General features: G+C 68.0%; 11 protein-coding genes. 6 read left to right on the plus strand and 5 right to left on the minus strand.

The window, feature by feature from the left end; all coding sequences use genetic code 11:
• Positions 1-6 precede the first annotated feature (6 nt).
• Together KY49_RS02995 and KY49_RS03000 are read left to right on the plus strand one after the other, a co-directional pair.
• Positions 7-1,887, plus strand: a complete 1,881-nt coding sequence (locus tag KY49_RS02995) for a polysaccharide biosynthesis protein (RefSeq protein ID WP_042583314.1) — start codon at positions 7-9, stop codon at positions 1,885-1,887.
• 131 nt (positions 1,888-2,018) lie between these two features.
• On the plus strand, positions 2,019-3,044 hold the full coding sequence (locus KY49_RS03000) for an IS110 family transposase (RefSeq protein WP_042584526.1): 1,026 nt from the start codon (positions 2,019-2,021) through the stop codon (positions 3,042-3,044).
• Positions 3,045-3,325: 281 nt separating this feature from the next.
• Here the strand turns inward: KY49_RS03000 and KY49_RS03005 are convergent, their stop codons facing one another.
• The 5 genes from KY49_RS03005 to KY49_RS03025 are packed head-to-tail and all read right to left on the minus strand — an operon-like array spanning position 3,326 to position 8,768.
• Positions 3,326-4,435 (minus strand): MraY family glycosyltransferase, encoded by a 1,110-nt coding sequence (locus KY49_RS03005; RefSeq protein WP_042583315.1) that lies wholly within the window; start codon positions 4,433-4,435, stop codon positions 3,326-3,328.
• A gap of 27 nt (positions 4,436-4,462) precedes the next feature.
• Positions 4,463-5,485, minus strand: a complete 1,023-nt coding sequence (gene galE / locus KY49_RS03010; RefSeq protein ID WP_042583316.1) for a UDP-glucose 4-epimerase GalE — start codon at positions 5,483-5,485, stop codon at positions 4,463-4,465.
• A 13-nt stretch (positions 5,486-5,498) separates the two neighbouring features.
• Positions 5,499-6,635: a glycosyltransferase family 4 protein gene (locus KY49_RS03015; RefSeq protein ID WP_042583317.1), complete on the minus strand. Its 1,137-nt coding sequence runs from the start codon at positions 6,633-6,635 to the stop codon at positions 5,499-5,501.
• 43 nt (positions 6,636-6,678) lie between these two features.
• Positions 6,679-7,515: a glycosyltransferase gene (locus tag KY49_RS03020; RefSeq protein WP_042583318.1), complete on the minus strand. Its 837-nt coding sequence runs from the start codon at positions 7,513-7,515 to the stop codon at positions 6,679-6,681.
• Positions 7,512-8,768: a lipopolysaccharide biosynthesis protein gene (locus tag KY49_RS03025; protein ID WP_042583319.1), complete on the minus strand. Its 1,257-nt coding sequence runs from the start codon at positions 8,766-8,768 to the stop codon at positions 7,512-7,514. Before KY49_RS03025 ends, KY49_RS03020 begins: the two co-directional genes overlap by 4 nt.
• A 241-nt stretch (positions 8,769-9,009) precedes the next feature.
• On the opposite strand from KY49_RS03025, the gene KY49_RS03030 reads away from it, so the two are divergent.
• The 4 genes from KY49_RS03030 to waaA all read left to right on the plus strand — a co-directional run bounded on the left by KY49_RS03030 (position 9,010) and on the right by waaA (position 13,842).
• On the plus strand, positions 9,010-10,404 hold the full coding sequence (locus tag KY49_RS03030) for a phosphomannomutase/phosphoglucomutase (protein ID WP_042583320.1): 1,395 nt from the start codon (positions 9,010-9,012) through the stop codon (positions 10,402-10,404).
• 85 nt (positions 10,405-10,489) lie between these two features.
• The gene (waaC, locus tag KY49_RS03035) at positions 10,490-11,563 is read left to right on the plus strand and encodes a lipopolysaccharide heptosyltransferase I (RefSeq protein WP_370445459.1); all 1,074 of its coding nucleotides are present in this window, start codon (positions 10,490-10,492) and stop codon (positions 11,561-11,563) included.
• Positions 11,564-11,582: 19 nt separating this feature from the next.
• Complete coding sequence (locus tag KY49_RS03040) at positions 11,583-12,467, plus strand: Kdo hydroxylase family protein (protein ID WP_010097011.1); 885 nt, start codon at positions 11,583-11,585, stop codon at positions 12,465-12,467.
• Positions 12,468-12,504: 37 nt separating this feature from the next.
• Positions 12,505-13,842 carry a lipid IV(A) 3-deoxy-D-manno-octulosonic acid transferase gene (waaA, locus tag KY49_RS03045; RefSeq protein ID WP_042583322.1) on the plus strand — a complete coding sequence of 446 codons (1,338 nt, stop codon included), beginning with the start codon at positions 12,505-12,507 and terminating at the stop codon, positions 13,840-13,842.
• Positions 13,843-13,884: the final 42 nt, after the last annotated feature.

Below are 13,884 nucleotides of genomic sequence, written 5' to 3' on the forward strand. Positions count from 1 at the left end.
CCGCCGATGTTGCGATCCAAAGCATCGTGGCTGTCGCTAAGTGCTTTTCTGTTCGACCTGACGGCGGTTGTCGCCGCATGGTTGTTCGCTTATCTCGTCCGCTTCAACGGAAGCATTCCGCCGGATTTCATGAGCGGTGGCCTGACCGCGCTCATGTGGGTGTTACCGGTCTACGCGTTGATGTTCCATGCGTTCGGGCTCTATCGCGGCCTGTGGGTGTTCGCGAGCCTGCCTGACCTGATGCGCATCTCGAAGGCGGTGATCGGCGGTGGCGTGATCGTGATGATCGGCGCCGTGATGTTCCAGCCGTCGCCGATCATCCCGCGCTCGGTGCTGCTTGTGTCGCCGCTGATGCTGTTCCTGACGATGGGCGGCGCACGCGCGCTGTACCGCGCGACGAAGGAGTTCTACCTGTACGGCGGCCTCGTCGGGCAGGGCAAGCCGGTGCTCGTGCTGGGCGCCGGCACGGCCGGCGCGAACCTCGCGCGTGAACTGTCGCGTTCGGGCGAGTGGCGTCTGGTCGGCCTGCTCGACGACGACGTCACGAAGCAGGGCAGGGAAATCTATGGCTATAAGGTGCTCGGCTCGTTCAATGACCTGAAGCACTGGACCGACGCGCTGAAAGTCGAATACGCGATCATCGCGATTCCGTCGGCGTCGGTCGAAACGCAGCGCCGGGTTGCGACGCTGTGCGTACGCGCGGGCGTGAAGGCGATGGTGCTGCCGTCGCTGACCGCGCTGATGCCGGGGCAGGGCTTCCTGTCGCAGGTGCGCAATATCGACCTCGAAGACCTCCTCGGCCGCGACGCCGTGACGATAGACACCCCGCACGTCGAAGCCCTGCTGCACGGCCGCGTCGTGATGGTGACGGGCGCCGGCGGCTCGATCGGCTCGGAGCTGTGCCGGCAGATCCTGCGTTTCGCGCCTGCACAGGTCGTCGTATTCGACATCTCCGAATATGCGATCTATCGACTCACCGAGGAACTGCGTGAACGCTTCCCGGAGCAGCCGGTCGTGCCGATCATCGGCGATGCGAAGGATTCGCTGCTGCTCGACCAGGTGATGTCGCGCCACGCGCCGCACATCGTGTTCCATGCGGCCGCATACAAGCACGTGCCGCTGATGGAGGAGCACAACGCATGGCAGGCGCTCCGCAACAACGTGCTCGGCACGTACCGCGTCGCGCGCGCGGCGATTCGCCATGACGTCCGCCATTTCGTGCTGATCTCGACGGACAAGGCCGTCAACCCGACCAACGTGATGGGTGCGAGCAAGCGCCTGGCGGAAATGGCGTGCCAGGCGCTGCAGCAGACGAGCGGCCACACGCAGTTCGAGACCGTGCGCTTCGGCAACGTGCTCGGCAGCGCGGGCAGCGTGATCCCGAAGTTCCAGCAGCAGATCGCGAAGGGCGGGCCGGTGACGGTTACGCACCCGGAGATCACGCGCTTCTTCATGACGATTCCGGAAGCGTCGCAGCTCGTGCTGCAGGCGTCGAGCATGGGGCAGGGTGGCGAAATCTTCATTCTCGACATGGGCGAGCCCGTCAAGATCGTCGATCTCGCGCGCGACCTGATCCGCTTGTACGGGTTTTCCGAGGACCAGATCCGTATCGAGTTCACTGGGTTGCGCCCGGGTGAGAAGCTCTACGAGGAATTGCTTGCCGACGACGAGACGACGACCCGCACCCCGCACCCGAAACTCCGGATCGCGCGGGCCCGCGAGGTGCCGGACCACCTGCTCGACGAGCTGCTGCCGTGGCTGATGCAGCATCGCGTGCTCAGCGACGACGAGGTGCGGCGCGACCTGCGGCGCTGGGTGCCCGAGTATCAGTCGACCGTCGCGCCCGTGCTGCACAGCGTGCCGGTGCGTGCGGCGTCGAACGGCTAAATCCCGGACCCGCCGGTAGGCGGGACGCAGCAACAAAAAAGCGCCTCGTCAGGCGCTTAATAGGATGGTCAGCCCGATCCTCACCCAGCGGACTACGCTGAGTGAGGATTTTGTCCTTCTGGAGGGCCATCATGGACACGGTATCGCTAGTCGGCATCGATCTGGGCAAGCACTGCTTCCACCTGCATGCGCAAGACGCGTCAGGCAGGATGGTGTTCCGCAAGAAGCTCACGCGCAGCCAGATGTTCGCGCTGCTGGGCAATTTTCCGAGTTGTACCGTGGTCATGGAGGCCTGCGCCGGTGCTCACTGGATCGCCCGCCGACTTCAAGCGCTGGGCCACGAGGCCAAGCTAATTTCTCCCCACTTCGTCAAGCCGTTCCGGCAAGGCAACAAGAACGACTTCGCGGATGCGCAGGCGATCTGTGAAGCCGCTTCGCGCCCGAGCATGCGCTTCGTGAGTCCGCGTAACGAAGCGCAGCAGGTCGTATCAGCCTTGCACCGCGTGCGCGAGGCGCTGGTGCGGGAGCGCACCGGTACGATCAACCAGATTCACGCATTTCTGCTGGAGTTCGGTATCAGCCTGCCGCGTGGCATGGCGGTGATCCGCAGACTGCCGGCCGTACTGGAGACGCAAGCGTTGCCGCCCAGGCTGGTGGCCGTGCTCGAACGGCTGCAGGCGCATTTCAAGTATCTGGACGAGCAGATCGGCCAGCTCGAACACGAGCTGCTCACGCAATTGCACGAGGACGAGCGCAGCGAACGGCTGCTGGAGATTCCCGGCATCGGGCCAATCACCGCCAGCGTGTTGATGTCGGAATTGGGCGACGCCCATCAATATGGTTCGGCAAGGCAGTTTGCCGCTTCGATCGGTCTGGTGCCTCGACAGTACAGCACCGGCGGCAAACCAACGCTACTGGGCATCAGCAAGCGCGGCGACAAGGAACTGCGACGGCTGCTGGTGCAATGCGCGCGGGTCATCATGCTGGGTATCGAGCGCCGAACGGATTCCTTGGGCACCTGGGTCCGCAGCCTGTTGGCGCGACGGCACTCGAACGTAGTGGCTTGCGCGCTGGCCAATAAATTGGCGAGGATCGCGTGGGCCATCCTCGCCAAAGGGACACACTACAGAAGCGCGCCGGCGGCTCTTGCGGCCTGACGCTTCCGATCGCTTACGGCTTCAGTCGTCACACCTGGTTTTGCGACGCGAGATACGTGAAGGCATAAACGACTCAACGGCCGGGCAAGTAACCTGACAACAAAAACAGCATCTCGATGCTGAGCGCTTTTTGAGGTTTGCCCGGCGCGGCTCCCATCATGGGGCGGGATCATTCCCATCCGCGACCCCGGATAGATTCGAGCAAGTCCACTTTAGGTCAACACTGCCTCGCTTGCAAAAATCGGGCTGACCATAGATTTTTGTTGCAACCGGCAGGCCGCTCAATGGTGATGCCGCCGCACCTTCCTCACAACCATCCACCGCGGCGTTTTGAATCGCACGATGCTGATGTAGAGCCACACATAAGTCAGCGCGAACAGCACCACGAACGCAAACAGATGCACCGTATGCCGCCAGAACAGCGTCGCCGGAATCACCGCGACGAGGCAAAGCAGCCACAGATACGGCGACGTCAGCGAATTGCGCCGCGTCAGGTCGTGCGCGGTCTTCGCGCCGACCGCCCAGCGCATCAGGCGCTTGTAGACGAGCATGTGCAGGTGCACGCCGTCCGGAATCCCGGGCGACATCCCGCGCACGAACTTCTTCCGGTAGATCGAGAAGCAGGTCTCGAAGATCGGATACATGAACAGCAGCACCGGGTACCACGCGGACACTTCGCGGTTGCGCATCACCAGCAGGATCGCGAGTTCGGCGAGCATGAAGCCGATGAAATACGCGCCGCCGTCGCCGAGAAAGATCAGCCCGGCCGGGAAGTTCCACACGAAGAAGCCGAGCACCGCGCCCATCATGATGAACGACGCTGACATCACGACCGGGTCGCCGACCTGGAACGCGACGTACGCGAGCGACGCGAACATCATGAAGCTGACCATCGACGCGAGCCCGTTGAAGCCGTCGATGATATTGACCGCATTCGCGAGCGCCGCGACGGCCAGCACGGTCACGAACGCGGAAATCGCGACGTAGCCGAGCAGGAAATCGAGCGGCGGCACGCTGATGCGCTTGACCGCGATGCCCAGCAGCCAGAACGCGAGCGCGGCCGCGCCCATCGTGCACAGCAGCCGCGCGCGCGGCGACACGCGCTTGGTCAGGTCCTCGACGAGCCCCGACAGGAAGGCCGGCATCCCGCAACCGGCGATGCCGAGAATGCTGCCGGCGATCGTCGGATAGCGCCGGGACAGGATCAGCGCGGCAATGACGACGCCCGCGAGGATCCCGATCCCGCCGACGCGCGGCACGGGCCGCACGTGGAATTTCTGCACGCCGGCCAGATCGCTGTCGACCGAGAACTTCTCGTGCAGATGGGCGTAGCGCACGATGAAGAGCGTGACGAGCAGGGAAACGATGAAACCGGACGCGAAGCTGAGCATGGGATTGCTCGGAAATGGGACAGCGGATTATACAAAACCGTTCGGGTTGTTTTCCTGCCAGCGCCAGTGGTCGACGCACATTTCATCGAGGCCGAACTTCGCGCGCCAGCCGATGACGTCGGCGGCGGCCTGCGGGTTCGCGTAGCACTCGGCGACGTCGCCCGGACGGCGCGCGACGAGTTCGTACGGCACCGGCCGGCCGGACGCCTTCTCGAACGCGCGCACGACTTCCAGCACGCTGTAGCCCCGGCCCGTGCCGAGGTTCACGACGAAGCTCGCATCGCGCTTCACCAGCGCGTCGAGCGCCGCGATGTGCCCTTGCGCGAGATCGACGACGTGGATGTAGTCGCGCACGCCGGTGCCGTCCGGCGTCGGATAGTCGGAGCCGAACACGCGCAGCTTCGCCAGCTTGCCGACCGCGACCTGCGCGACATATGGCATCAGGTTGTTCGGGATGCCGGCCGGATCCTCGCCGATCAGGCCGCTCGCGTGCGCGCCGACGGGGTTGAAGTAGCGCAGCGTCGCGATCCGCCACGACGGGTCGGACAGCTCGAGATCGCGCAGCATCTGCTCGGCGATCAGCTTCGACTGGCCGTAAGGGTTGGTCGCCGACAGCGGGAACGATTCGTCGATCGGCGAGCGCTCCGGCACGCCGTAGACGGTTGCCGACGAACTGAACACGAACTGCTTCACGTTGCGCTCGCGCATCACCTTGAGCACCGTCAGCAGGCCGCCGATGTTGTTGCGGTAATACTCGAGCGGCTTCGCGACGGATTCGCCGACCGCCTTCAGCGCCGCGAAGTGAATGACGCCGGTGATCGGGTGCGCGTCGAACACCTTGCCGAGCGCCGCCTCGTCGCAGACGTCGACCTGATGGAACGCGGGCGTCTTGCCGGTGATCTGCGCGACGCGCCGCACGGACTCGGCCTTGCTGTTGACGAGGTTGTCGACGATGACGACGTCGTAGCCGTGATCGAGCAACTCGACCGCGGTGTGCGAGCCGATGTAGCCCGCACCGCCCGTCACGAGAATCGTTCCCTTCGTGGTCATGGTTTCTGTTCCTTCAGAGAGAGGCGCCCGTCAAGGCGCGTATGGTGATTGTGTAGCGTTCGACGACCTTCTGCTCGTCGAACTCGGCGACGACCTTCTGCCGGCCGCGCAGTCCCATCGCCGCGCGGCCGTCGGGGCCGAGCGCGATCATCTGCATGACGCGCTCGGCGAGGCTCGCGCTGTCTCGCGCCCGGCACAGCAGGCCGGTGTCGCCGTCGGCGACGACGTCGCGGCAGCCCGGCACGTCGGTCGCGACGATCGGGCGGCCCATCGCGGACGCCTCCATCAGCGTGCGCGGCACGCCTTCGCGGTACGACGGCAGCACGACGCAGTCGGCGGCGGCGATGTGCGGGCGCACGTCGTGCGCCTCGCCGAGGTATTCGACGACGCCTTCGCGCACCCACGCGTCGACGTCGTCGCGGCCGATCGCGCTCGGGTTGTCGACGCCGAGCGGGCCGAGCAGCTGGAAGCGCGCGCGCGGATGCTGCGCGCGCACGACGCGCGCGGCCTCGACGTATTCGCGCACGCCCTTGTCCCACAGCAGCCGGCCGATCAGGATGAACACCGGTGCGTCACCGGCCGGCAGCGGCGCGGGCGCGAACTCCTCGAGATCGACGCCTTCGCCGTGCAGGAGGCGCGCACGCTCGGGGTGCGCGAGCAGCCGTTCGTCGGAGAACGTCGCGAGGTCGTCGCGGTTGAGGAACCAGACCTCGCGCGGGAAGCGGAACGCGAACCGGTAGAGCCGCTTCGCGATGCTCGCCGCGCGGCTCTTCTGGATGAACACGTAGCCGAGCCCGGTCGTCACGGCGACCGACGGCACGCGCGCGAGCCATGCGGCGACGGAGCCGTAGATGTTCGGCTTGATCGTGTAGTGGAACACGAGATGCGGCCGCAGAGCACGGTAATGGCGATACAGCGCGGCGAGCGTGCCGAGATCCTCGCGCGGGCTCGTGCCCTTCGACGCGACGGAAAGCGGCACGTAGCGGCAGCCCATCTGTTCGAGCAGCGGCACCGTGCGGTCGTCGGGCGCGGCCACGATCACCTCGGCGCCGCGCGCGACGAGCGTGCGGATCAGCCCGTGGCGATACGTATAGATCGCCCAGGCCGTGTTGCAGACCAGCACGATGCGCAGCGGGGAAGAGGCAGCCATGAAAAAAACCAAAAAATAATGCGTCGAAAAAGCCGAATATGCGTCAAGCGGACGGCCGCGCGGCGAACAGCGTCTGCTTGATCCGCTGCAGCGTGCGGTACGGCGTCACGAAATGCAGCAGGTTCTTCGCGAGGCCGGCCCAGTCGTAAGGGTTCAGCGCGTTGAAATGGCGCAGCAGCAGCGCGAGCGTCGACATCAGCTGGCGGCGCCGCCTGGTCGCGCTGATCCCGCCTTCGTTGAGCTCGTAATAGAGCCCGAGCTCCGGCAGGTTCGCGCAATCGTAGCGTTGCATTAAGCGTAAAAAAAGGTCGAGATCCTCGGCGGCGCGGTACTTCGCGCGATAGTTGCCGACCTCGCGCACGGCGTCGACGCGCAGCATCACCGACGGATGCACGAGCGGCGAGCGCAGGAAGCGCGTGCGGCGCAGCGCGCGCGGATCGGCGGGCGGCGTCAGCATGAAGCGCGGCTCGCCGGCGCGCGACACGACCTGCGTCCACATGCCGACGCAGGCGACGCGCGGATGCGCGTCGAGGTACGCGCGCTGCTTCGCGAGCCGTCTGGGCGCGGCGAGATCGCCCGCGTCGATGCGGGCGGCATAGCGGAAGCCGCGCGCGGCGAGCGCGTCGATGCCGGCCTCGAGCGCGCGCTCGATGCCGCCGTTGCGCGGCATGCGCAGCACCTCGACCGTGAGGCCGGGCAGGTCCGGCACGGCCAGCGGCGGCGTGCTGCCGTCGTCGACGACCAGCACGTGCACCGGCGCGTCCTCGCGAAACGACTCAAGGGTCCGGACGACATCGTCGTGCGCGTTGTAGGCCGGCATCAGCACGGCCACGTCGCCGAGCGGGCCGGCATCGCGCGGCGCGGAAATAGGGGGCGTCATGGGCGCAGCTTGAAACGAATGTAATAAAAATTTACCGCGGCGGCGGCAAGATAGCCGCCTGCCAGCCCGACGAGCGCGCCGTACAGGCCGAGCCGCGGAATCGCGAGCAGGTTGACGAGCGCGGCGATCGCGAGCGCGAGCGCCCATTTCGCCAGCAGGACGAATTTTGCTTGATATTTGAGAACGATAAGATTGCCTATCGCCTCGATGCCGGCCGGCACGGACAGCCAGACGGCCCAGCGGAAGATGTCGACCGACGCTTCGTAGCCGGGCCCGAACACCTTGCCGATGATGAGCGGCGCGGCGGCATCGAGCACGAGCGCGCCGGCGGTCATCAGCGCGGCGGTCATCGCGATCAGCCGGACGATGTTGCGGCGCAGCCGCGCGACGTCCTGCACGCGGTAGACGAAGGCGGGCGCGATCGTCTGCGCGAGCATCAGCGCGAGCGTGATCCAGTTCTCGTTGAGCTGCTGCGCGGCCGCATAGCGGCCGAGATCGGCGAACGACACGTGGCGCTCGAGCATCAGGCGGTCGAGCTTGAGGAACAGGTACATGCAGATGAGGCCGAGCCAGAACACCGTGCCGGCGGTCGCGAAGTGCCTGAACGTCGGCCGGTCGACGTGCCAGCCGAGCGCGCCGCCGTTGCGCTGGCGGTAATACAGCAGCAGCGCGATGCCGATCGCGGCGGCTTCGAGCGCCCACAGCCATGCGAAGCGGGCGGGGCCGGCGGCGGCGCGCACGAGCAGCCAGACGAGGAGCGCCTTGACGAGCGCCGCGGCCATGCTGGTGACGAGCTGCGGCTTGCTGTACGTCATGCTCTGCAGCCACGCGTTGACGACGCCGACGAACGGCTCGCGGAACACCATCGTCACCGCGAGGCCGGCGAGCATCGCCCCGACGAGCGGGTCGAACGCGCCGGCGGCGATCGCGGCCCAGGTCGCGGCGAGCGCGGCGGCCGACACGGCGATGCGCAGCGCAAACGCGCTGCCGAGCACCGCGCCGAGCTGTCCGGCGCTGCGCTGCACGATGGTCGGAACGAGGATTTCCGCGCCGCACACCCAGGTGAGCGGCGCCAGCACGAGGAGCAGCGTATTCGCATACTGCCATTTGCCGAACACGTCCGGCCCGAAATAACGGGCCAGGAGGCCGCTGATCGCGATCGCGACGCCGATCTGCGTGAGCCGTTCGAGCCCCAGCCAGACGAGGTTCGCGACGGCTTTCGCGACGTCCGGGTTGGCGAGGCGCTTCAGCATGGCGCGCCGCGCCGGCGCGCGCGTCGGAAGGGCGCAACGGCGCCGGCAGGCGGGCGCGTTGCGGCGGCGGGACGGCTAGGCATTAAAATGGGCGGTATCCGCGTAATCAAAACGAGCGATTATAAGTTGGTTCGGGATCGCTCCCGCCATCGCGGCCCATCCGGGCAAGCCCCGGGCGCGAGGCCCGGCGCCGGCGACGAGGCGGCCAACGTTTTCCATGCAGGCAACCGAGAGTGAATCGATGATTTCCCAATCCATCTTCAAGGCATATGACATTCGCGGCGTGATCGGCAAGACGCTCGACGCCGACACGGCGCGCGCGATCGGCCGTGCGTTCGGCAGCGAAGTGCGCGCGCAGGGCGGCGACGCGGTCGTCGTCGCGCGCGACGGCCGGCTGTCGGGGCCCGAGCTCGTCGGGGCGCTTGCCGACGGCCTGCGTGCGGCGGGCGTCGACGTCGTCGACGTCGGCATGGTGCCGACCCCGGTCGGCTATTTCGCGGCCAGCGTGCCGCTCGCGCTGAAGGGCGGCGAGCGCCGCGTCGATTCGTGCATCGTCGTCACGGGCAGCCACAATCCGCCGGACTACAACGGCTTCAAGATGGTGCTGCGCGGCGGGGCGATCTACGGCGAGCAGATCCAGGCGCTGTACCGCCGCATCGTCGACGAGCGTTTCGAAACGGGCAGCGGCACCTACGAGCAGTTCGACGTCGCGGAGCAGTACATCGCCCGCATCGCCGGCGACGTCAAGCTCGCGCGGCCGATGAAGCTCGTCGTCGATGCCGGCAACGGCGTCGCCGGACCGCTCGCGACGCGCCTGTTCAAGGCGCTCGGCTGCGAGCTGGTCGAGCTGTACACCGACATCGACGGCACGTTCCCGAATCACCATCCGGACCCCGCTCACCCGGAAAACCTGCAGGACGTGATCCGCGCGCTGAAGGAAACCGACGCCGAGCTCGGCTTCGCGTTCGACGGCGACGGCGACCGCCTCGGCGTCGTCACGAAGGACGGCCAGATCATCTTCCCGGACCGCCAGCTGATGCTGTTCGCCGAGGAAGTGCTGTCGCGCAACCCGGGCGCGCAGATCATCTACGACGTGAAGTGCACGCGCCATCTCGCGCCGTGGGTGAAGGAGAAGGGCGGCGCGCCGCTGATGTGGAAGACCGGCCATTCGCTCGTGAAGGCGAAGCTGCGCGAGACCGGCGCGCCGCTCGCGGGCGAGATGAGCGGCCACGTGTTCTTCAAGGACCGCTGGTACGGCTTCGACGACGGCCTCTACACGGGCGCGCGCCTGCTCGAGATCGTCGCGAAGTCGGCCGACCCGAGCGCGCAGCTGAACGCGCTGCCGGACGCGATGTGCACGCCGGAGCTGCAGCTGTGGCTCGACGAGGGCGAGAACTTCCGCCTGATCGAGAAGCTGCAGAAGGAAGCGAAGTTCGACGGCGCGGACGAGGTCGTGACGATCGACGGCCTGCGCGTCGAGTATCCGGACGGCTTCGGTCTCGCGCGTTCGTCGAACACGACGCCCGTCGTCGTGCTGCGCTTCGAAGCCGAGACGCAGGACGGCCTCGCCCGCATCCAGGAAGACTTCCGCCGCGTGTTGACGGCCGCGAAGCCGGACGTGAAGCTGCCGTTCTGAACGCGGGCGGCGGCGCGTTCGCCGCTTCGCGTTTCCAGGGCCGCTCCCCCGAAAAGCGGCGCACGCGCAACGCGGGCGCCGCTTTTTGCCGGTCGGGGCGGCCGGGCGCGATAAAATCGCGTCTTTATGCCTGTCGCCGGCCGTCCGCCGGCGTTTTTTCAGCGTGCAAAAGATCCTGATCGTGCGCGTGTCGTCGCTGGGCGACGTCGTGCACAACATGCCGGTGATCGCCGATATCCGGCGGCGCCATCCCGATGCGCAGATCGACTGGCTCGTCGAGGAAAGCTTCGTCGACCTCGTGCGGCTCGTCGACGGCGTGCGCGACGTGCTGCCGTTCTCGCTGCGCCGCTGGCGCAAGAAGCCGTTCTCGGGCGCGACGTGGCGCGAAATCGGCGCGTTCCGCAAGCGGCTCGCCGCCGAGCGCTACGACCTCGTGATCGACTGCCAGGGGCTCATCAAGACCGCGTGGGTCGCGAGCTGGGCGCGCGGCCCGCTCGTCGGGCTCGGCAATCGCACCGACGGCGCCGGCTACGAGTGGCCGGTGCGTTTCTTCTACGACAAGCGCGTGCCGATCGAGCCGCGCACGCACGTCGTCGAGCGTTCGCGGCAGCTCGTCGCGGCCGCGCTCGGCGACCCGGCGCCGACGCCCGCCGAGCCGATCGACTTCGGCCTCGACACGCGCGCGGCGTCGCGCGCGGCGGCCGCGCTCGGGCTGAACCTGCCGGTGCCGTACGTGGTGTTCGTGCATGCGACGTCGCGCGCCGACAAGCAATGGCCGGACGCCGCGTGGATCGAGCTCGGCCAGTCGCTCGTGCGGCGCGGCGCGTCGCTCGTGCTGCCGTGGGGCAACGACGCGGAGCGCGCGACCAGCGAGCGGCTCGCGAAGGAGTTCGGCGCGGCGGCGATCGTGCCGCCGAAGCTGTCGCTGCCGGCGGTCGTCGGGCTGATCGACGGCGCGGCGGCCACCGTCGGGGTTGACACAGGTCTGGTTCACATCGCGGCCGCGCTGAAGCGCCCGACGGTCGAACTGTACAATTTCGCGACGGCCTGGCGGACCGGCGGCTACTGGTCGCCGAACGTCGCCAACCTGGGCACGGCGGGGCAGCCCCCGTCGATCGCGCAGGTGAAGTCGGCGCTCGCGGGCTTCGGTCTCCTGTAACCGCACGCATCCCAAGACCATGAGCGAATCCCAGATCATCGAAGTCTCGTCCGCCGACTGGCGCGGGCACAATCTGTCGGTGCCGCGCGAGCAACTGCTGGCCGCGGTCGAAGAAGGCAAGGTGCTGTATTTCCCGCACCTGCGCTTTGCGATCGAAGGCGGCGAGGAAGCGCTGCTCGATCCGGCGCTCGCCGATCCGAAACGCAAGAACATCAGCCTCGCGCCGAACGGCGGCGCGCTCGCCGGCGTGCTCGGCGACAGCGTCACGCAGTCGGCGGTGCGCGCGCTCGTCGCGCGCTTCCAGCAGCAGGCCGGCTCGCTCGTCGACGGCCTCTTTCCCGAATACCGCGGCAAGCTGCGCGTCGCGCCGACGAGCCTGCGCCTGATGCAGGTCGAGACGCGCCAGACGTCGTGGCGCAAGGACGACAGCCGGCTGCACGTCGACGCGTTCCCGTCGCGCCCGAACTACGGCGAGCGAATCCTGCGCGTGTTCACGAACGTCAATCCGGCCGGCGCGCCGCGCGTGTGGCGCGTCGGCGAGCCGTTCGAAGCCGTCGCGAAACGCTTCCTGCCGCGCATCCGGCCGCAGCTGCCGGGCTCCGCTTGGCTGCTGAACCTGCTGCACGTGACGAAGACGCCGCGCAGCGCATACGACCACCTGATGCTGAACCTGCACGACAGCATGAAGGCCGACCTCGACTACCAGAAGAACAGCCCGCAGGAGACGATGCCGTTTCCGCCGGGCAGCGTGTGGATCTGCTTCTCCGACCAGGCGTCGCACGCGGTGATGTCGGGCCAGTTCATGCTCGAGCAGACGTTCTTCCTGCCGGTCGACGCGATGGTCCGGCGCGATTGCGCGCCGCTCGGCATTCTCGAGCGCCTGACGGGCAGGGCGCTGGTTTGAACGCGCGCCGCAATCGAAGTCACGAGGTGGCCGCTTCATGCTGAGGGTGATCTATCGCGCGCTGTGGTGGCTCGTCGCGCCGCTGGCCGTCGTGCGCCTGGTCGTGCGCTCGCGCAAGGAGCGCGGCTACCGCGAGCATATCGGCGAGCGCTTCGGCTACGGGCCGGGCCGCGCGCCGGACGACCGCGCGCCGCTGATCTGGGTGCATGCGGTGTCGGTCGGCGAGACGCGCGCCGCACAGCCGCTGATCGACGCGCTGATGAAGGCGCGCCCGGACGCGCGCATCCTGCTCACGCACATGACGCCGAGCGGCCGTGCGACCGGCACGCAGATCTTCGGCGATCGCGTGCTGCGCTGCTACCTGCCGTACGACATGCCGGGCGCGGTGCGGCGCTTCCTGCGCGCATGGCGGCCGACGCTCGGCCTCGTGATGGAAACCGAGGTGTGGCCGACGCTGATCGACGAATGCCGCCGCGCGGATGTGCCGCTCGTGCTGACCAATGCGCGGATGTCCGCGCGGTCGTACAAGCGCGCGGCGAAGTTCGGCGCGGCGGCGCGCGACGTGTTCGGCGGCTTCTCGCGGGTGCTCGCGCAGAGCCCGGCCGATGCGGAGCGCCTGGGCGCGCTCGGCGCACGGCACGTGACGGTGCTCGGCAACCTGAAATTCGACATGACGACGCCGCCCGAACTCGCGGCGCGCGGGCATGCATGGCGCGACACGATCGGCGCGCGCCCGGTGTGGGTCGCGGCGAGCACGCGCGAGAACGAGGAAGCGCTGGTGCTGCAGGCGTTCGCGGCGGTGACGACACCCGGCGCGCTGCTGATTCTCGTGCCGCGTCATCCGCAGCGCTTCGGCGAAGTCGAGGCGCTCGTCGCGCGCAACGGGCTCAAGTGCGTGCGGCGTTCGGCATGGGCGGCGGATGCCGCCGCGCTCGCGGCGGGCCAGCCGGCGGCGGCGCGGTTGCCGGCCGACGTGTCGGTGCTGCTCGGCGATTCGATGGGCGAGCTGGGCGCGTACTACGCGGCGGCCGACGTCGCGTTCATCGGCGGCAGCCTGCTGCCGCTCGGCGGGCAGAACCTGATCGAAGCGTGCGCGGTCGGCGTGCCGGTGCTGATCGGGCCGCACGTGTTCAACTTCACGCAGGCGACCGCCGATGCGGTCGCGGCGGGCGCCGCGCAGCAGGTGCAGGACCCCGCGGATCTCGCCCGCGTGCTCGACGCGCTGTTCGCCGACAAGGCGCGGCGCATCGCGATGGGCGCGGCCGGCGCGGCGTTCGCGGCGCGCCATCGCGGCGCGACCGCGCGGACCGTCGACGTGCTGGCGGCGCTGCTGCCGGCCGCCGGGAACGGCGCGCCCGAGATGCAGGACGAGTAGGGCACGGCGCGGCGCGCTTTCGCTTCGGCGAGCGCGTGCCGC

It is taken from the genome of Burkholderia sp. MSHR3999 (assembly GCF_000833595.1).
In the GTDB taxonomy this organism is placed as follows: domain Bacteria; phylum Pseudomonadota; class Gammaproteobacteria; order Burkholderiales; family Burkholderiaceae; genus Burkholderia; species Burkholderia ubonensis.